We start from the raw sequence: 20,473 nt of genomic DNA, 5'->3' as shown, positions 1-20,473 counted from the left end.
TGACATGACCCAGCACCTTGCTGCCCCCGCCGCCCCCACGTCCGGCACGGACACGGGCTGGTGGCGCGACGCGGTGATCTACCAGGTCTATCCGCGCAGCTTCGCCGACGGGAACGGCGACGGCATGGGCGATCTCGAAGGCGTGCGCAGCAGACTGCCGTACCTGAAGGACCTCGGTGTCGACGCCGTCTGGCTCAGCCCCTTCTACGCGTCCCCGCAGGCCGACGCCGGTTACGACGTCGCCGACTACCGTGCCATCGACCCGATGTTCGGCACGCTCCTCGACGCCGACGCACTGATCCGCGACGCACACGAACTGGGTCTGCGCATCATCGTGGACCTCGTCCCCAACCACTCCTCCGACCAGCACGAGTGGTTCAAGCGCGCGCTGCGCGAGGGACCCGGGTCCCCGCTGCGGGCCCGCTACCACTTCCGCCCCGGCAAGGGGGCGAACGGTGAGCTCCCGCCCAACGACTGGGAGTCCATCTTCGGCGGCCCGGCCTGGACGCGTACCGAGGACGGCGAGTGGTACCTGCACCTCTTCGCCCCGGAGCAGCCCGACTTCAACTGGGACAACCCGGCCGTCGCCGACGAGTTCCGCTCGATCCTGCGCTTCTGGCTCGACATGGGCGTGGACGGCTTCCGCGTCGACGTCGCCCACGGCCTGGTCAAGGCCGAGGGCCTGCCGGACCTCGGCGGCACCGACCAGGTCAAGCTGCTCGGAAACGATGTCATGCCGTTCTTCGACCAGGACGGTGTGCACGAGATCTACCGCAGCTGGCGCACCATCCTCGACGAGTACCCGGACGACCGGATCGCCGTCGCGGAGGCATGGACGCCGACCGTGGAGCGCACCGCGAACTACGTGCGCCCCGACGAGCTCCACCAGGCGTTCAACTTCCAGTACCTGGGCACCCCCTGGGACGCCGCCGAGCTGCGCGCCGTCATCGACAGCTCGCTCGCCGCGATGCGCCCGGTCGACGCCCCCGCCACCTGGGTGCTGTCCAACCACGACGTCACCCGGCACGCCACCCGCTTCGCCAACCCGGCGGGCCTCGGCACCCAGCTCCGCACGGCCGGGGACCGCGAGCTCGGTCTGCGCCGGGCCCGCGCCGCGACGCTGCTGATGCTGGCCCTGCCGGGCTCCGCGTACATCTACCAGGGCGAGGAACTCGGCCTGCCCGACGTCACCGACCTCCCGGACGAGGTGCGCCAGGACCCGTCGTTCTTCCGCGCGGCCGGCCAGGACGGATACCGCGACGGCTGCCGGGTGCCGATCCCGTGGACCGTGGAAGGCTCCTCGTACGGCTTCGGCAGCGGCGGCAGCTGGTTGCCGCAGCCGGCCTCGTGGGGCGGCCTGAGCGTCGAGGCGCAGACCGGCGATCCCGGCTCCACGCTCGAGCTCTACCGCAGCGCGCTCGCGGTGCGCCGTGAGCACCCGGGCCTCGGCGCCGGGACGGCCGTGGAGTGGCTGGAGGCCCCCGAGGGCGTGCTCGCCTTCCGCCGCGACGGCTTCATCTGCACCGCCAACACCACCGGCGCGACGGTGCGCGTCCCGCTGCCCGGCCGCGCCCTGCTCGCCAACGAGACGGTGATGATCGTGGACGACATGGCGGAGCTGCCCGCCGACACCACCGTCTGGTGGGCGGTGTGACGATCCCGCTGCCTCGGGGCGACGGAAACGGCGCCCCGAGGCTCGCCGATCTCGCTCTCCAGGCGCAGGTCAGCGAAGCCACGGTCAGCCGGGTGCTGAACGGCAAGGCCGGCGTCGCCGCCGCCACCCGGCACAAGGTGCTGGCCGCCCTCGACGTGCTCGGTTACGAGCGGCCCGTGCGCCTGCGGCAACGCAGCGCCGGGCTCGTCGGCCTGATCATCCCCGAGCTGACGAACCCGATCTTCCCGGCGTTCGCGCAGGTCATCGAACAGGTGCTGGCCGGCCACGGCTACACGCCCGTGCTGTGCACGCAGATGCCCGGCGGTTCGACGGAGGACGAACTGGTCGAGCAGCTCGAGGAACGCGGCGTCACGGGCATCGTGTTCCTCTCCGGGCTGCACGCCGACACGACGGCCGACCCCACCCGCTATCTCAAACTGGCGGGCCGTGGCATCCCGTTCGTCCTGATCAACGGCTACAACGAGGCCGTGGAGGCGCCGTTCGTCTCGCCGGACGACCGGTCCGCGGCGCGGATGGCCGTGCGGCACCTCGTCGAACTCGGCCATGAGCGCATCGGTCTGGCCATCGGTCCCACCCGCTATGTGCCCTCGCTGCGCAAGGCCGAGGGCTTCACCGAGGCCCTCCAGGCGATGCTGGGGCTGAGCGCCGACGAGGCGCAGGGGTTCATCCAGCGCACGCTGTTCTCCGTCGAGGGCGGCCAGGCGGCCGCCGGCCTGCTGCTCGACCAGGGGTGCACCGGCATCGTCTGCGGCAGTGACCTGATGGCGCTCGGCGCCATCAGGGCGGTGCGGGCGCGGGGGCTCGAGGTGCCCGGGGACGTCTCGGTCGTCGGCTTCGACGACTCGCCCCTCATCGCCTTCACGGACCCGCCGCTCACGACGGTGCGTCAGCCGGTGCAGGCCATGGCGACGGCGGCGGTCGACGCGCTGGTCGAGGAGATCGACGGAAACCCGGTGCAGCGCACCGAGTTCGTCTTCCAGCCGGAACTCGTGGTGCGCGGCTCGACGGGTGCGCCGCGGCGCTGACAGCGGCGCCGATCGGCGGAGAACGCGCCGGCGTGAGGGCGCGGCGGAGGGACCCGCGTCCGCTGGGAGGTCGCGGCCGAGGCGTCGGCGCGTCGTGCGAACGCGCAGGCGCCGTGCGGTTGTTCGGGAGGCCCGGGGCCTGCCCCTGGTCGGGGCGCGGCGGGGTCTGTCGGCGGCCCCGGGCCTCCAGCTTGTGGGGTCTCGGCCGGTGAGTCCGGGGCGGGTCGCCCGAAGCCCGTGACTCTGTGGCCTGTTGAGGCGCTCCGGCTCACCGGCCGGTGGGGTGACCGGCCCGGCCGGCCGGGCGCGTAGGGCCCGGCACTGACCGGAACCCCCGGCCGACCGGACCGGAGTCATGGTTGAACGTAACACCGTTGCAATGGCTTGCGAAAGAGTTTGCGGCCAGGAAACACCGGGTTTTCAAGCATGTCACCGGAGTGTGCTCCGAAGGGTTGACCGGCGGCCGGGCGGGCCCTACGGTCTCGTCCGCAACGAGTTTCAGACTTCTTGCAGCAAGAAATCCCCAAGGCCTTGCGGGCACGGCGCGTTGCCGCACGAGGCTGACCCCTCGCATCCGCACCTTCCTGTGAGCCCAGGAGGAATCATGGCCAACAGAACCGTGGCCGCGGCACTCGCCGTTGTGGCAGGAGCCGCCGTCGCCGTCACGGCCCCCAGCACCGCCCAGGCCGCCCCGCCCGGCGACAAGGACGTCACCGCGGTGATGTTCGAGTGGAAGTTCGACTCGGTCGCCCGTGCCTGTACCGACTCCCTCGGCCCCGCCGGCTACGGATCCGTACAGGTCTCGCCGCCCCAGGAGCACATCCAGGGCAGCCAGTGGTGGACCTCTTACCAGCCCGTCAGCTACCGGATCGCCGGACGTCTCGGTGACCGCGCCGCCTTCCGGAGCATGGTCGACGCCTGCCACGCGGCGGGCGTGAAGGTCATCGCCGACTCCGTCATCAACCACATGGCCGCCGGTTCCGGCACCGGGACCGGCGGATCCGCGTACACGAAGTACAACTACCCCGGCCTGTACTCCTCGTACGACATGGACAACTGCACCTCGCAGATCAACAACTACCAGGACCGTGGGAACGTGCAGAACTGCGAGCTCGTCGGGCTCGCGGACCTGGACACCGGCGAGGAGTACGTCCGGGGCAGGATCGCCGGATATCTGAACGACCTCCTGTCGCTCGGCGTCGACGGCTTCCGCATCGACGCCTCCAAGCACATGCCGGCCGACGACCTGGCCGCCATCAAGGGCAAGCTCGCGAACCCGGGCGTCTACTGGAAGCACGAAGCCATCTACGGCGCGGGCGAAGCCGTCTCCCCGAGCGAGTACCTCGGCAGCGGCGACGTACAGGAGTTCCGCTACGGACGAGGGCTCAAGCAGGCCTTCACCGGCGGGAACCTCGCCCACCTGAAGAACTTCGGTGAGGGCTGGGGCTTCATGGAGTCCGGGAAGTCCGCCGTCTTCGTCGCCAACCACGACACGGAGCGCGGCGGTGACACCCTCACCTACAAGGACGGGGCCAACTACACACTGGCCCATGTCTTCATGCTCGCCTGGCCGTACGGCTCGCCCGACGTCCACTCCGGCTACGAGTTCACCGACCACGACGCCGGCCCGCCGAACGGCGGAGCGGTGAGCAGCTGCTACAGCGACGGGTGGAAGTGCCAGCACGCCTGGCGCGAGATCTCCTCGATGGTCGGCTTCCGCAACACCGCCCGCGGCCAGGGCGTCACGAACTGGTGGGACAACGGCGCCGACCAGATCGCCTTCGGACGGGGCGACAAGGCGTACGTGGCCATCAACCAGGAGGGGGCGGCGCTGACCCGCACCTTCCAGACCTCCCTGCCGTCCGGCACCTACTGCGACGTGCAGAGCGGCAAGAGCGTCGCCGTCAACGGCTCCGGCCAGTTCACGGCCACGCTCGGCGCCGGCACCGCCCTCGCGCTGCACGCCGGCGCGCGTGACTGCGGCGGCTCGACCGGCCCCGGGCCGGTGAGCGCGGGCGCGTCCTTCGCCGTGAACGCCACCACGGTCGTCGGCCAGAACGTCTACGTCACCGGCAACCAGCCGGCGCTCGGCAACTGGAACCCCGCCGGCGCGGTCAAGCTCGACCCGTCGGCCTACCCCGTCTGGAAGGCGGACGTGAACCTCGCCGCCGGCACGTCCTTCGAGTACAAGTACATCCGCAAGGACGGAGCAGGCAACGTCACCTGGGAGAGCGGCGCCAACCGCACCGCCACCGTCCCGTCCTCGGGCAAGGTCACGCTGAACGACACCTGGCGCAACTGACGCCACCCCCGTGCTGCCCCGCGTCCCTCCCCGGGCGCGGGGCACCGCACTCGCACCACAACCACCCTCATCCAGGAGAGACCCGCCTTGATACGCCCCCGTGTCCCGCTGCGCCACATCGTGGCCGCCGCCGCGGCGACGGCGACGGTCGCGGCGCTCGTGACCGCCCTTCCGGCGGCCGCGGTGCCCGAACCGCCGAAGCCGCCGTCGGACAGATCGCTCGCCGCTGAGCCGGCCCGCCACGACCTCACCCGAGAGCAGTTCTACTTCGTCCTGCCCGACCGCTTCGCGAACGGCGACAGGAGCAACGACCGCGGCGGACTGACCGGTTCGCGCCTCACCACCGGCTACGACCCCACCGACAAGGGCTTCTACCAGGGCGGCGACCTCAAGGGGCTCACCGAGAAGCTGGACTACATCAAGGGCCTCGGCACCACCGCCATCTGGATGGCGCCCATCTTCAAGAACCAGCCCGTGCAGGGTGAGGGGAAGGACGCGGGCGCCGGCTACCACGGCTACTGGATCACCGACTTCACCCAGGTCGACCCGCACTTCGGCACCAACGCCGACCTGGAGAGACTGATCGACAAGGCCCACGCCAAGGGCATGAAGGTCTTCTTCGACGTCATCACCAACCACACCGCCGACGTCGTGGACTACAAGGAGAAGTCGTACGGCTATCTCTCCAAGGGCGCCTTCCCGTATCTGACCGAGGACGGCGTGCCGTTCGACGACAGCGACTACGCCGACGGCACCAGGCGCTTCCCCCGCACCGACGAGGACTCCTTCCCGCGCACCCCCGTCGTGCCGGACGCCAAGAAGAACCTCAAGGTCCCCTCCTGGCTCAACGACCCGGAGATGTACCACAACCGCGGTGACTCGACCTTCGCCGGCGAGTCCGCGGAGCACGGCGACTTCGTCGGCCTGGACGACCTGTGGACCGAACGTCCCGAGGTCGTCGAGGGCATGGAGAAGATCTACCAGCGCTGGGTCCGCGACTTCGACATCGACGGCTTCCGCATCGACACGGTCAAGCACGTCAACACCGAGTTCTGGACACAGTGGGCGACCTCGCTGGACGAGTACGCGGCGAAGCGCGGCCGTGACGACTTCTTCATGTTCGGCGAGGTCTACTCCGCGGACCCGGCCATCACCTCGAAGTACGTCACCCAGGGCCGCCTCGACGCCACGCTCGACTTCCCGTTCCAGGACGCGGCACGCACCTTCGCCTCGCAGGGCGGGTCCGCCGAGAAGCTGGCCAACCTCTTCGCGCAGGACTACCGCTACACCACGGACAAGGCCAACGCCTACGAGTCCGTGCCCTTCCTCGGCAATCACGACATGGGCCGCTTCGGCACCTTCCTCGCACAGGACAACAAGGGCGCCGACGACGCCGAGCTGCTGAAGCGCTACCGGCTCGCCAACGAGCTGATGTTCCTCACCCGCGGCAACCCGGTCGTCTACTACGGCGACGAGCAGGGATACACCGGGGCCGGCGGCGACAAGGACGCCCGCCAGACGCTGTTCGCCTCGAAGACCGCCGACTTCCTGGACGACGACCAGATCGGCACCGGCCGCACGCACGCCGAGGACGCGTACGACACCTCGCACCCCCTCTACCGGCAGATCGCCGCGCTCGCGAAGCTCACCAAGGCGCACCCCGCGCTGCGTGACGGCATCCAGCAGCAGCGGTACGCGCAGGACTCGGTGTACGCCTTCTCCCGCACCGACGCCCGGGCGGCGACCGAGTACGTCGTCGCGGTCAACAACGCCATGGAGGCGAAGACCGTCCAGGTGCCGACCGGTTCGGCCGCCATGGACTTCACCGCGATCCACGGCGCCGACGGCACCGTCCGCAGCGGTCCCGACAAGAAGATCGAGGTGACCGTCCCCGCGCTCTCCTCCGTCGTCCTCAAGGCGGCCGGGCCGCTCGCCGCACCCGCGGCCGTGCCGTCGATCACGCTCGAGGCTCCCGGCGCCGGCGCCACCGGCACCGTCGAGATCTCCGCGGACGTCGACGGCGGACAGCTGAACCGTGTCGTGTTCGCGGCCCAGACCGGCAACGGCACGTGGCAGGTCCTCGGCTCCGCCGACCACGCCCCCTACAAGGTCACCCAGCACATCACGGCCCCGGCCGGAACGGCCCTGCGCTACAAGGCCGTCGTCGTCGACAGCGCGGGCCGTACCGCGAGCGCCACGGCCGCCACCACCAGCGGCGCCCCGGCCGTCGAGCAGCCGCCGAGCGCCACCCAGCGCGACTACGCGATCGTCCACTACAAGCGCGCCGACGGGGACTACGACGACTGGGGCCTGTACACCTGGGGCGACATCGCCGAGGGCGAAGGCACCACCTGGCCCGCGGGCAAGCCGTTCACCGGCCGTGACGCCTACGGCGCCTTCGCCTACGTCAAGCTCAAGCCCGGTGCCTCCTCCGTCGGCTTCATCGCCGTGAACAAGGACGGCGTGAAGGACACCGACGCCGACCGCAGCATCGATCTGTCCAGGACCGGCGAGGTCTGGATCGAGCAGGGCAAGCCGGAGGTGCGCAACACGGCGCCCGAGGGCGCCTACCCGCCCCAGGACACCGGCAAGGCGATCCTGCACTACAAGCGGGCCGACGGCGACCACGCCGGCTGGGGCCTGCACACCTGGACCGGCGCCGCGAACCCGACCGACTGGTCGAAGCCGCTGGAGCCGGTACGGACCGACGCGTACGGCGCGGTCTACGAGGTGCCGCTGACACCCGGCGCCACGTCACTCAGCTACATCCTCCACAAGGGCGACGAGAAGGACCTGCCGTCCGACCAGTCGCTCGACCTCAAGGCCCACGGCCACGAGGTGTGGCTGCTCGCCGGCCAGGAGAAGTACCTGCTGCCCCAGCCCAAGGGCGGCGGAGCGGCACTGGACCTGACCAAGGCGCAGGCGGTCTGGATCGACGAGAACACGGTCGCCTGGAACGGCAGCGAAGCAGCCGCCTCCAGCGCCCTGCTCTACTCGCGCGACGGCTCGATCGCAGTCAAGGACGGCGCGCTCACCGGTGACCGCCGCGTGCTGCGCCTCGCGAGGACGGAGCTCACCGACGCGCAGAAGGAGAAGTTCCCGCACCTGTCGAAGTACGCCGCCCACACGGTCGACCCGCGCGACCGCGACCGCATCCGGGAAGCGCTGAAGAGCCAGCTCGTGGCGGCCCAGTACGCCGCCAACGGAGCCGCGGTCACGGCCACCGGGGTGCAGATCGCCGGAGTGCTCGACGACGTGTACGCCGCCAGGGCCACCAAGGCCGATCTCGGCGCCACTTTCGACCGCAACGGCGTGCCGACGCTGCGGCTGTGGGCACCCACCGCCCAGCACGTCTCCCTCGAACTCGAGGGGAGGACCGTCGCGATGCGCCGCGACGAGGCGAGCGGCGTCTGGTCCGTCAAGGGCAGCAGGAGCTGGAAGGGGGACACGTACCGGTACAACGTGAAGGTCTGGGCCCCCACCGTCCAGAAGGTCGTCACCAACAAGGTCACCGACCCGTACTCGCTGGCACTGACGGCGGACTCGGAGAAGAGCGTCGTCGTCGACCTGTCCGACAGGTCACTGGCGCCCAAGGGCTGGTCGACGCTGAAGAAGCCCGCTGCCGTGCCCCTGAAGGACGCGCAGATCCAGGAGCTGCACATCCGCGACTTCTCGATCGCGGACGCCACCGCCGAGAACAAGGGCACCTATCTCGCCTTCGCCGACAAGGACAGCAAGGGCTCGAAGCACCTGCGCGAACTCGCCGGCGCCGGCACCTCGTACGTGCATCTGCTGCCCGCCTTCGACATCGGCACCATCCCCGAGAAGAAGTCGGACCAGCAGCAGCCCGAGTGCGACCTGTCGATCTACGCCCCGGACTCGGACGAGCAGCAGGCGTGCGTCGCCGCGGCGGCCGCGAAGGACGCGTTCAACTGGGGCTACGACCCGCTGCACTACACCGTCCCCGAGGGCTCGTACTCCACCGACCCGGACGGCACGAAGCGCACGGTCGAGTTCCGGCAGATGGTCAAGGCGCTGAACGAGGACGGCCTGCGCACCGTCATGGACGTGGTCTACAACCACACCGTGGCCGCGGGACAGTCGGACAAGTCCGTACTGGACAAGGTCGTGCCCGGCTACTACCAGCGGCTGCTGGCCGACGGCAGCGTCGCCACCTCCACGTGCTGCGCCAACACCGCGCCGGAGAACGCGATGATGGGCAAGCTCGTCGTCGACTCCGTCGTGACGTGGGCGCGTGACTACAAGGTGGACGGCTTCCGCTTCGACCTGATGGGACACCACCCGAAGGAGAACATCCTGGCGGTGCGCGCCGCGCTCGACGAGCTGACGCTCGAGCGGGACGGCGTGGACGGCAAGAAGATCATCCTCTACGGGGAGGGCTGGAACTTCGGCGAGGTCGCCGACGACGCCCGGTTCGTCCAGGCCACCCAGAAGAACATGGCCGGCACCGGCATCGCCACCTTCTCCGACCGGGCGCGCGACGCCGTCCGCGGCGGCGGACCGTTCGACGAGGACCCGGGCGTGCAGGGCTTCGCCTCCGGTCTCTACACCGACCCGAACACCTCCAAGGCCAACGGCACACAGGCCGAGCAGAAGGCGCGGCTGCTGCACTACCAGGACCTGATCAAGGTCGGTCTGTCCGGCAACCTCGCGTCCTACTCCTTCACCGACACCAGCGGCCGCACCGTCAAGGGCTCCGAGGTCGACTACAACGGCGCCCCGGCCGGCTACGCCGCCGTGCCCGGTGACGCGCTGGCCTACTCGGACGCCCACGACAACGAGTCGCTGTACGACGCCCTGGCCTTCAAGCTCCCGGCCGGCACGTCACCGGCCGACCGGGCCCGGATGCAGGTGCTCGCGATGGCGACGTCGGCACTGTCGCAGGGGCCCTCGCTCTCCCAGGCGGGCTCGGACCTGCTGCGGTCCAAGTCGCTGGACCGCAACTCGTACGACAGCGGTGACTGGTTCAACGCCATCCACTGGGACTGCCGCGACGGCAACGGCTTCGGCCGCGGACTGCCGCCGGAGGCCGACAACAAGCCCAAGTGGGGCTTCGCGAAGCCGCTGCTCACCGACCCGTCGCTGACCGTGGGCTGCGCCGAGATCAACGGCGCCTCCGCGGCCTACCGGGACCTGCTGAAGATCCGCACCGGTGAGCCGGCCTTCGGCCTGTCCACCGCCGGGCAGGTCCAGTCGGCGCTGTCCTTCCCGCTGTCGGGCAAGGACGAGACCCCCGGCGTGATCACCATGCGGCTCGACGACCTGGTCGTGGTGTTCAACGCCGGTCCGCAGCAGCAGACCCAGCGGGTCGCGGCACTGGCCGGTGAGGACTACGCCCTCCACCCGGTCCAGCGCGCGGGTGCGGACGCGACCGTCAAGTCGGCCGCCTACGAGAAGGGTTCGGGCACCTTCACGGTCCCGGCACGCACGGTCGCCGTCTTCGAACGCGGCTGAGCCTTTGCCGCTGATCCCCTGGCCCGCGACTCCCGGGGCCAGGGGATCGCCGTGTTCCGGGGCGCGGAACCTTTCGTCGGCGCCGTCACTGCCGCGATGCGGCCGCGCCGGGCACGGTGCCGAGCGGGTTCCTGTTCCTCCATCCGTGTCGGTGTTGGGCCGAACGGGTGAGGGGGGTGAGGATGGACCCATGAGTAGGTACGAGAGGTACGACGTCACCGACGAGCAGTGGGAAGGCCTGGCCCAGGTGGTCCCGCTGCGCGGCCGCAACGAGTGGCCGTCGCGGGTCGACCACGTCACGGTCCCACGGGAGTACGAGGCCGCCGAGCACCGTCGTTTCATCGTCCTGCGCGTACAGGTCTTCGGTGACGCGCGCGAGGTCGCCGAGTACCTCGTCGCCGGGATGCCGGTGCTGCTGGACCTCACCGGCGCCGACACCGACGTCGCCAAGCGGATCCTCGACTTCAGCAGCGGTGTGGTGTTCGGACTCGGGTGCCAGATGCACCGGGTCGACCGGAACGTCTTCCTGCTCGCACCCGTCGGCACCGAGGTCGAGGGGGCCACGGCCGCCGCCGTACCTCATTCGTAGGAAGGTCCCTCAGGCGGAACGGTTCGGCGTGTCCAGGGCTGCGTACCGTCCCGATCATGGACGCGAAAACGCAGGTCATGGACGCGAGAAGGCCGATCGTGACCCGAACCCCGGGCGTGGATCCGGCCACGTCGCCCGGCAGGGGGAGCAACGCCCGGCCCGCCGTCACACAGTTACGGCTCTCCGCCTTCAGATCGCACCGCGCCGCCGCTTTCCCGCTCGGCCCCATGACGCTGTTCGCGGGGCCGAGCGGCAGCGGCAAGTCGAACGCGCTCCAGGCGTACGAGGCGCTGGCGCTCCTGGGCGCCGGCCGCGACCTGGCCACCGCGTTCCCCGAGCCGGCCGAATGCGTCCCGGAGCGGGCGGTCGCCGACAGACAGGGGCGGCGCGGATTCCGTATCGGCTGCACGGTCGACGGCCCGGCCGGCCCGGTCCTGCTCGACCTGGCCGTGCAGACCGAGCCGAGCCTGCGGGTGGCGGGCGAACGGCTCACCGGCGGCGGCCGGACCCTGCTCACCACGGCACTGCGCGACCCCGCCCGGTCCGTCGTGGAAGCGGCGTGGCACACCGCGGGCTCCGCGACCGTCACCCGCGGTCCGCTGCCCGACGACAGGCTCGGCACCGCGCTGCTGCCGCTGCGCGTCGCGGGGAGCACCGAGGCGCAGTTACAGGTGCTCGCCGCGGCCGAACAGGTCGTGGTGGCACTGCGGTCGGTGTTCGCCTGCGACCCGCGGCCCGAGCGGATGCGTCAGCCCGTGCCGGCGGGGGCCGGGCGGCTGCGCCGCGGCTGCGACAACTTGGCCGAGGTACTGCACCGCACGCGCAGTGAATGTGCCAAGCGGCACGCGAGGCTCGCGTCGGCGGCACGGATGGGGTGCGCGGGAGCGGTGGCCGACGTCGCGGTCGAGGAGCTGGCGGGCGGGCGGGTACGTGCCCTGCTCGCGCGGGGCGGTGCGCTGGGCTCGACACCGGTGGGGCGGCTCGGCGAAGGGGAGCTCAGGTATCTGGGGCTCGCCCTGGTACTGCTCACCGGGCCGGGCGTGCTCGCCGTGGACCAGGTGGCGGAGGTGCCCGTGGCCTACCAGTCGCTCACGGTGCTCGCCGACGGCTTCGACCGCAGCCTCGACCCCGAACAGACCCGCCAACTGGTGGCCCTGGGGGCGGAGATGTGCGCGCGGGGGCACATCAGGCTGGTGGGGACCGTCACGGACGCGTCGTGCGCGCGGGGGATCGACGGCGTGACGGTGGTAGACCTGGTGCCGTGACGAGAGACGACGGGCTGGATGTCGAGGGGCTGCAGCGCAGACTGGCCGCGTTCGCGGCGGCGCGCGGCTGGGAGCCCTACCACACGCCGAAGAACCTGGCCGTGGCGCTCAGCGTCGAGGCGGCCGAACTGGTCGAGATCTTCCAGTGGTTGACGCCGGAGCAGTCCGCGCGGGTGATGGAGGAGCCGGAGGGGGCGCACCGGGTGCGCGACGAGGTCGCGGATGTGCTGGCGTACCTGCTGCAGTTCTGCGAGGTGCTCGGGATCGACGCCCTTCAGGCTCTGTCGGAGAAGATCGACCGCAACGAGATCCGTTTCCCGCCGAAGTGAGAACCGGGGACGAACAGCCGGGTACCACTGGGCACACAACGCTACTTCGTCACTCTCCGGAGTCGTTGAGTTATCCACAACGGCCTTGCTGTCCACAGATTTCCGAATTCCCCTGGCTTTCCGGCTCAATGGGCCTCACTCTGGGTAATGAACTCAGTGGGCAGAATTTCGTACGAACGGGGGTGCGTACATGGATGCGGAACGGCTCGTCAGAACGTGCCGTCATGCGCTGGCCCAGAGCCGCGCGGTGCCGGACATCGTCGCGGAGGCATGGCAGGCGCAGGCTCTCGCGCAGGCGATCGGCGCCCGGCTGGCGCTCGTCGGCCCGCCGGAACTGCGGGGCGAGGCCAGAGGGCTGAGCGAGATCGGCGGTCGCGGATGCGGCGTGCTCGACCATCCGATGGTGCGCAGCGGCACCGTCCGGGCCATGGGACTGACCGAAGTGGCTGACCCGGAGGCCACGTTACTCAGTCTGAACGTGCTGCTCTGCGACGTCGGCATCGCACTCGTCGGCGTCGCCTGCGCCACGGACGACGAGGGGCTCTACTGGCAGTGCATCGAGACGATAGACGCCGCCGACGAGTCGAGCGACCGGGTGCGCGGCATGCTGCGCCGGCTCGCCGAACGGGAACCGGACCGGCCTCCCGAAACCGTCCCCGGCCGCGCCGGGCCCTGACGGCCACCGGGACCTTGGGCCGCGACGGGCCGCGAGCCCAGGGTGCAGGATGGAACCATGGATCTTCGAATCTTCACCGAGCCCCAGCAAGGGGCGAGCTACGACACCCTGCTGGCCGTCGCCAAAGCCACCGAGGACCTCGGCTTCGACGCCTTCTTCCGCTCCGACCACTACCTGAGCATGGGCTCCTCGGACGGGCTGCCGGGACCGACGGACGCCTGGATCACCCTGGCCGGACTGGCCCGTGAGACCAAGCGCATCCGCCTCGGCACCCTGATGACGGCCGGCACCTTCCGACTCCCCGGTGTGCTGGCGATCCAGGTCGCCCAGGTCGACCAGATGTCGGGCGGCCGTGTCGAACTGGGCCTCGGCGCAGGCTGGTTCGAGGAAGAGCACAAGGCGTACGGCATCCCGTTCCCGAAGGAGAAGTTCGCCCGGCTCGAGGAGCAGCTGGCGATCGTCACCGGACTGTGGGCCACGGAGGTGGGCAAGACCTTCTCCTACGACGGCACGCACTACCAGCTGTCCGACTCGCCCGCACTGCCCAAGCCCGCCCAGCGGAAGATCCCCGTGCTGATCGGCGGCCACGGAGCGACCCGCACCCCCCGCCTCGCCGCCCAGTACGCGGACGAGTTCAACCTGCCCTTCGCCTCGATCGAGGACACCGAGCGGCAGTTCGGCCGGGTGCGCGCCGCCGCGGAGAAGGCCGGCCGCGCCCCCGGCGACCTCGTCTACTCCAACGCGCTGGTCGTGTGCGTCGGCAAGGACGACGCGGAGGTGGCCCGTCGCGCGGCGTCGATCGGCCGCGAGGTGGACGAGCTGAAGGCGAACGGACTGGCGGGCTCGCCCGCGGAGGTCGTCGACAAGATCGGGCGCTATGCCGCCACAGGCTCGTCCCGTATCTACCTCCAGGTGCTCGACCTCGACGACCTCGACCACCTGGAACTGATCTCGTCGCAGGTCAGCTCGCAGCTGAGCTGACCGAAGGAGAGCACCGTGAAACCCGCCCGTACGCTCGCCGCCGCCCTCGAGGAAGGCCCCGTCGTCCTGGACGGCGGTCTGTCCAACCAACTCCAGGCACAGGGCTGTGACCTCACCGGCAGCCTCTGGTCGGCCCGACTGCTCGCCGACGACCCGGAGCAGATCGAGGCCGCGCACAGGGCGTACGTACGGGCGGGAGCCCAGGTGCTGATCACCTCGAGCTACCAGGCCACGTTCGAGGGGTTCGCCCGGCGTGGACTCGGCCGGGAGCAGACGGCCGGGCTGCTGGGCCGCAGCGTCGGCCTCGCCAGGTCCGCCGCGGACGCCGCCGGCCATGAGGTGTGGGTCGCCGCATCCGTCGGACCGTACGGCGCCATGCTCGCGGACGGCAGCGAGTACCGCGGCCGGTACGGACTCGGCGTGCGCGAGCTGGAGCGCTTCCACCGGCCGCGGATCGAGGCGCTCGCCGCCGCCGGCCCGGACGTGCTGGCCCTGGAGACCGTGCCCGACACGGACGAGGCGCAGGCGCTGCTCGACGCCGCCGAAGGGTGCGGCGTGCCGGTGTGGCTGTCGTACACCGTCGCGGCCGGCCGCACGCGCGCCGGCCAACCGCTCGCCGAGGCGTTCGCGCTCGCCGCCGGCCGTGACCAGGTCATCGCCGTGGGCGTCAACTGCTGCGACCCGCGCGAGACCACGGACGCGGTCGCGCTCGCCTCGCGGGTCACCGGCAAGCCGGCCGTCGTGTACCCGAACAGCGGCGAACGGTGGGACGCCGCCTCCCGCTCCTGGCAGGGCGGTTTCGGGTACGACCCGGGCATGGTGCGCGAATGGCGCGAGGCCGGGGCACGCCTGGCCGGCGGCTGCTGCCGGGTCGGCCCTGGCGAGATCGCGGAGCTCGCGCGGCTGCTGCGCCCCTGAGCGGGGGCCGGACACGCCCGGTGGCGCGCCGAACACGAGCCGTCCCCTGACGAAAACCCCTGGTCGGGGCGGCCGATGCGGACGATACTCAAACGCGTGTTCCTGACGATCAGTACCACCGGCACCGTTGAACGCCCCGCGACCGACCTGGGTTATCTGCTGCACAAGCATCCCGACAAGGCGCAGGCGTTCTCCACCTCGCACGGCACGGCGCACGTCTTCTACCCCGAGGCGTCCGCCGAGCGGTGCACGGCCGCGCTGCTCCTGGAGGTGGATCCGGTGGCCCTGGTGCGGCGCGGCAAGGGCAAGGGCCGCGGCGGCGCCCCCGACTCGGCGCTCGCCCAATACGTCAACGACCGCCCCTACGCGGCGTCGTCACTGCTGGCCGTCGCCCTGACCACGGTGTTCAAGAGCGCCCTGCGCGGCGTCTGCGCCGCACTGCCGGGGCGCGCAGAGGCCCCGATGCCGCTGCGTGTCGAGGTGCCCGCGCTGCCCGCCCGCGGCGGCGCCGAGCTGGTGCGGGCGCTCTTCGGGCCGCTCGGCTGGAGCACGGTGGAGGCCGAACCGGTCGCGCTCGACGAGCAGTTCCCCGAGTGGGGCGACTCCCGCTACGTACAGCTGGTGCTCGAAGGGGAGCTGCGGCTCGCCGACGCGCTGCGCCAGCTCTACGTGCTGCTGCCCGTCCTCGACGACGCCAAGCACTACTGGGTCGCGCCCGACGAGGTCGACAAGCTGCTGCGCGCCGGTGAAGGCTGGCTCGCCGACCACCCCGAACAGAAGCTGATCACCAGCCGCTACCTGTCACGCCGCTGGGGACTGACCCGCCAGGCCATGGAGCGCCTCGAACTGGTGCGGCTGGCCGAGGCCGACGACCTCGACGTCGAGGACGTCGACAACGCGGTCGACGAGACCACCGACACGGAGGAGCGCCCCGTACCCCTCGCCGAGCAGCGCAGGGCCGCCGTCCTGGAGGCGCTGCACACGGCCGGCGCGAGCAGGGTGCTCGACCTCGGCTGCGGACAGGGCCAGTTGGTGCAGGCTCTGCTGAAGGACACGCGTTTCACCGAGATCGTCGGCGTCGACGTGTCGGTGCGGGCGCTGACCGTCGCGGGCCGGCGCCTCAAGCTGGACCGCATGGGCGAGCGGCAGGCGTCCCGCGTCAAGCTGATGCAGGGCTCGCTCACCTACACGGACAAGCGGCTGACGGGATACGACGCCGCCGTCCTCAGCGAGGTCATCGAGCACCTCGACCTGCCGCGGCTGCCGGCCCTGGAGTACGCGGTGTTCGGCTCCGCCCGGCCGCGGACGGTGCTGGTGACGACCCCGAACGTCGAGTACAACGTCCGCTGGGAGAGCCTGCCCGCCGGGCACGTGCGCCACGGCGACCACCGCTTCGAGTGGACCCGGCAGGAGTTCCGCACCTGGGCCGAGGGCGTGGCGGAGCGCCACGGCTACGGCGTACGGCTCGTGCCCGTCGGGCCCGACGACCCCGAAGTGGGCCCGCCCACGCAGATGGCCGTGTTCGAGATCACCGAGAAGGAGGCGAAGGCCGCATGACCAGCACGACACTCTCCGAAGGCACGACCGCGCCCGGCCGCCGGCTCCCGGTGACCGACCTGTCGCTCGTCGTCCTCGTCGGGGCCACCGGCTCCGGCAAGTCCACCTTCGCGCGCAGGCACTTCAAGCCGACCGAGGTCATCTCCTCCGACTTCTGCCGGGGACTCGTCGCCGACGACGAGAACGACCAGAGTGCCAGCGGCGACGCGTTCGACGTCCTGCACTACATCGTGGGCAAGCGGCTCGCGGCCGGCCGGCTCACCGTCGTCGACGCGACGAGCGTCCAGGCGGAGAGCCGCCGGCAGCTGGTGCAGCTGGCCAGGCAGCACGACGTCCTGCCGATCGCGATCGTCCTCGACATGCCGGAGGAGGTGTGCGCGGAGCGCAACGCCGGCCGGCCCGACCGGGCCGGCATGCCGCGCCACGTCATCGCCCGCCACCGCCGGGAGCTGCGCCGTTCGCTGCGCGGTCTGGAGCGCGAGGGCTTCCGCAAGGTGCACATCCTGCGCAGCGTGGAGGAGGTGGAGAGCGCCGAGATCGTCCTCGAGCGCCGCTACAACGACCTCCGCCACCTCACCGGCCCGTTCGACATCATCGGCGACATCCACGGCTGCAGCTCCGAGCTGGAGACCCTCCTCGGCAAGCTCGGCTATGTGGACGGCGCCCACCCCGAGGGCCGTACCGCCGTCTTCGTGGGAGACCTCGTCGACCGCGGCCCCGACAGCCCCGGCGTGTTGCGGCGGGTGATGGCGATGGTCGCCGCCGGCAACGCCCTGTGTGTGCCCGGCAACCACGAGAACAAGCTCGGCCGCTGGCTGAAGGGCCGCAACGTCCAGCACACCCACGGCCTCGCGGAGACCATCGAGCAGCTGGAGAAGGAGGACGACGCCTTCCGCGAGCAGGTGAGGGAGTTCATCGACGGCCTCGTCAGCCACTACGTGCTCGACGAGGGCAAGCTCGTCGTCTGCCACGCGGGCCTGCCCGAGAAGTACCACGGCCGCACGTCGGGGCGGGTGCGTTCGCACGCGCTGTACGGGGACACGACGGGCGAGACGGACGAGTTCGGGCTGCCCGTCCGCTACCCGTGGGCGGAGGACTACCGGGGCCGTGCCGCCGTGGTCTACGGCCACACACCGGTCCCCAACACCTCATGGATCAACAACACGATCTGCCTCGACACCGGCGCCGTCTTCGGCGGCAGGATGACCGCGCTGCGCTGGCCCGAACGCGAGCTGGTCGACGTACCGGCCGAGAAGGTCTGGTACGAGCCGGTCAGGCCGCTCGTCACGGAGGCGCCGGGCGGCCGTGAGGGCCGGCCGCTGGACCTCGCCGACGTGCAGGGCAGGCGGGTGGTCGAGACCCGGCACATGGCGCGCATCGGCGTGCGCGAGGAGAACGCGGCGGCGGCGCTCGAGGTGATGAGCCGCTTCGCCGTCGACCCGCGGCTGCTCACGTATCTGCCGCCCACGATGGCCCCGACGGCCACCTCCAAGGAGGACGGCTACCTGGAGCACCCGGTGGAGGCGTTCGCCCAGTACCGGTCCGACGGCATCGCCAGGGTCGTGTGCGAGGAGAAGCACATGGGCTCGCGGGCGGTCGCGCTGGTCTGCCGTGACGCCGACGCGGCGCGGGAGCGGTTCGGCGTCGAAGGACCCACCGGAGCGCTGCACACCCGCACCGGGCGGCCGTTCTTCGACGACCCGGCGGTCACGGAGGAGATCCTGGGACGCCTGCGCACGGCCGTCACCGACGCCGGGCTGTGGGACGAACTCGACACGCGCTGGCTGCTGCTGGACGCGGAGCTGATGCCCTGGTCGCTCAAGGCGTCCGGGCTGCTGCGCTCGCAGTACGCCGCGGTCGGCGCTGCCTCCAAAGCCGTGCTGCCGAGGGCGACCGCCGCCCTGGAGGCCGCCGCCGCGCGCGGCGCCACCGTGGAGCAACTGCGGGACCGGCAGCGCGAGCGCACCGCCGACGCGGCCGCGTTCACCGAGGCGTACCGGCGTTACTGCTGGAGCACCGACGGGCTGGAGGGGGTGCGTCTCGCGCCCTTCCAGATCCTCGCGGCCGAGGGCCGCTCGCTCGCCGCTGTCCCGCACGACGAGCAACTGGCCTGGCTCGACAAGCTGGTGGAGCACGACGCCACCGGCCTGCTCCAGGTCACCAGGCGGCTGATCGTCGACACGGGTGACGAGGCGTCGGTGCGCTCCGGTGTCGACTGGTGGCTGGAGATGACCGGGCGGGGCGGCGAGGGCATGGTCGTCAAGCCGCTCCAGCCGCTCGCGCGGGACGGCAAGGGCCGTCTCGTGCAGCCGGGCATCAAGGTCCGCGGCCGTGAGTACCTGCGGATCATCTACGGCCCCGAGTACACCCGGCCGCGGAACCTGGAGCGGTTGAGGGAGAGGTTCCTGAACCACAAGCGCTCTCTCGCACTGCGCGAGTATGCCCTGGGCCTCGAGGCGCTGGACCGGCTTGGCGACGGGGAGCCGCTGTGGCGGGTCCACGAAGCCGTGTTCGCCGTGCTGGCTCTGGAGTCGGAACCGGTGGACCCGCGGCTGTGAGCCGCTGATCCGGCGGGCAGGCAGCGAGCACGGAGGATTCGGCTGCGAGGGCTGTGCGACGGCCTCGGGCGCCCGGCGGGCGCCCGAGGCCGTTCGTACGTGGGGGGCTCGTTCAAGAGGTACGGCTGTGGATCATGCGCCTGCGCGTTGATGAATGCGCCCCCTCGTGCCCCCGAGCTCCATCCAGGTCATATTGACCGACCAATGACCGGCCCATAGCGTCATTGCCCCGACGCAGTGTGACGGTTGGTCAACTCTGTGGCACCGCGTGCCTTGAGAGTCCACTGCGCGGGAAGGAACGCCGGCGAAGGACGTGGTCCCCCGAAGGGCCAGCACATCCGCTGCGGGGGGCGAGTCGATGAGTCTGTTCGGAGGGGGCCGTTCGTTTCTCGACGCCCTCACTCCACAGGACCGCGCCACGCTCACCGCACTGGGAGCACCCCGCGTCTACGCGTCCGGTGACGTCATGATCGAGGAGCGCGACACCAGCACCTTCGTGCTCCTGGTGCTCTCCGGCTGGGCCGTGGTCTCCGTGGGCACCGACCGCGGCGGCCGTCTCATCCTCGCCCTGCGCGGGGCCGGCGAGGTCGTGGGCGACCTCGCTGCCGTGGACCGCGGCCCGCGCAGCGCCACGGTGACCGCGCTCGGCCAGGTGCGCACCGTGGCCGTCTCCGGCGAGCGTTTCCGCAGCTTCCTCGCCGCCAGACCGCAGGCCACGGCGCTGATCATGCGCCAGCTCACCGCCCGGCTGCGCAGCTCGGACGTGGAGCGCCGCTCCCTGGCGTCCGGTTCCGTGCTCCAGCGGCTCGCCGCCCGCCTGGTCGAACTCGGCGGACGGGTCGGCCGCACCGACGGCGACGGCACCGTCATCGACCTGCCCCTGCCGCAGCACGACCTGGCGGCGGCGATAGGGGCCACCAGGGAAGCGGTCGCCAAGGTGCTGCGGCTGCTGCGGGAGCAAGGGGTGGTCCGCACCGCGCACCGGCGGCTGATCGTCACCGACATGGACCTGCTGCGGCTCCTCGCGCAGGGCCGCGAGCAACCACCGCAGCGCGGACCGGCCAAGAAAAGCCCGCCACTTGTGTAAACGGCTACATCGCCCGTCGCACGACGCACCGAGTCT

General features: G+C 71.2%; 13 protein-coding genes. All 13 read left to right on the top strand.

Annotated features, from left to right (window positions below; translation table 11 throughout):
• Positions 1–4 precede the first annotated feature (4 nt).
• The 13 genes from ACIPJI_RS25175 to ACIPJI_RS25115 all read left to right on the top strand — a co-directional run bounded on the left by ACIPJI_RS25175 (position 5) and on the right by ACIPJI_RS25115 (position 20,437).
• On the top strand, positions 5–1,654 hold the full coding sequence (locus tag ACIPJI_RS25175; protein ID WP_307708827.1) for an alpha-amylase family glycosyl hydrolase: 1,650 nt from the start codon (positions 5–7) through the stop codon (positions 1,652–1,654).
• On the top strand, positions 1,642–2,700 hold the full coding sequence (locus ACIPJI_RS25170) for a LacI family DNA-binding transcriptional regulator (protein WP_356622665.1): 1,059 nt from the start codon (positions 1,642–1,644) through the stop codon (positions 2,698–2,700). The genes ACIPJI_RS25175 and ACIPJI_RS25170 overlap by 13 nt, the downstream gene beginning before the upstream one ends.
• Positions 2,701–3,304: 604 nt before the next feature.
• Complete coding sequence (locus tag ACIPJI_RS25165) at positions 3,305–5,002, top strand: carbohydrate-binding module family 20 domain-containing protein (protein WP_402248969.1); 1,698 nt, start codon at positions 3,305–3,307, stop codon at positions 5,000–5,002.
• 87 nt (positions 5,003–5,089) lie between these two features.
• Complete coding sequence (pulA, locus tag ACIPJI_RS25160; RefSeq protein WP_402248967.1) at positions 5,090–10,477, top strand: pullulanase-type alpha-1,6-glucosidase; 5,388 nt, start codon at positions 5,090–5,092, stop codon at positions 10,475–10,477.
• A gap of 190 nt (positions 10,478–10,667) precedes the next feature.
• Entirely contained in the window at positions 10,668–11,066 is a 399-nt protein-coding gene (locus ACIPJI_RS25155; protein ID WP_005310628.1) for a cell division protein SepF, read from the top strand.
• Positions 11,067–11,122: 56 nt separating this feature from the next.
• Positions 11,123–12,331: an ATP-binding protein gene (locus tag ACIPJI_RS25150; RefSeq protein ID WP_356622668.1), complete on the top strand. Its 1,209-nt coding sequence runs from the start codon at positions 11,123–11,125 to the stop codon at positions 12,329–12,331.
• Complete coding sequence (locus ACIPJI_RS25145; protein WP_402248965.1) at positions 12,328–12,660, top strand: nucleotide pyrophosphohydrolase; 333 nt, start codon at positions 12,328–12,330, stop codon at positions 12,658–12,660. Before ACIPJI_RS25150 ends, ACIPJI_RS25145 begins: the two co-directional genes overlap by 4 nt.
• 190 nt (positions 12,661–12,850) lie before the next feature.
• Positions 12,851–13,336, top strand: a complete 486-nt coding sequence (locus ACIPJI_RS25140) for a DUF6099 family protein (protein ID WP_307708833.1) — start codon at positions 12,851–12,853, stop codon at positions 13,334–13,336.
• 57 nt (positions 13,337–13,393) lie between these two features.
• On the top strand, positions 13,394–14,317 hold the full coding sequence (locus ACIPJI_RS25135; RefSeq protein ID WP_402248963.1) for an LLM class F420-dependent oxidoreductase: 924 nt from the start codon (positions 13,394–13,396) through the stop codon (positions 14,315–14,317).
• Positions 14,318–14,332: 15 nt separating this feature from the next.
• Positions 14,333–15,235, top strand: coding sequence for a homocysteine S-methyltransferase (gene mmuM, locus ACIPJI_RS25130; protein WP_402248961.1), 903 nt, complete (start codon positions 14,333–14,335; stop codon positions 15,233–15,235).
• 96 nt (positions 15,236–15,331) lie between these two features.
• Positions 15,332–16,792, top strand: a complete 1,461-nt coding sequence (locus ACIPJI_RS25125; protein ID WP_356622672.1) for a 3' terminal RNA ribose 2'-O-methyltransferase Hen1 — start codon at positions 15,332–15,334, stop codon at positions 16,790–16,792.
• Positions 16,789–19,350 (top strand): polynucleotide kinase-phosphatase, encoded by a 2,562-nt coding sequence (locus ACIPJI_RS25120; protein ID WP_402248959.1) that lies wholly within the window; start codon positions 16,789–16,791, stop codon positions 19,348–19,350. The genes ACIPJI_RS25125 and ACIPJI_RS25120 overlap by 4 nt, the downstream gene beginning before the upstream one ends.
• 358 nt (positions 19,351–19,708) lie before the next feature.
• A complete protein-coding gene (locus ACIPJI_RS25115; protein WP_307708838.1) occupies positions 19,709–20,437 on the top strand; it encodes a Crp/Fnr family transcriptional regulator in 729 nt (242 codons plus the stop codon).
• The last annotated feature ends 36 nt before the right edge of the window (positions 20,438–20,473 follow it).

Origin of the sequence: Streptomyces sp. NPDC086835 (assembly GCF_044745705.1) — a bacterium.
Classification (GTDB): domain Bacteria; phylum Actinomycetota; class Actinomycetes; order Streptomycetales; family Streptomycetaceae; genus Streptomyces.
The sequence above is the reverse complement of the archived record's forward strand: the minus strand, read 5'-3'. Positions and strand labels throughout refer to the sequence as shown.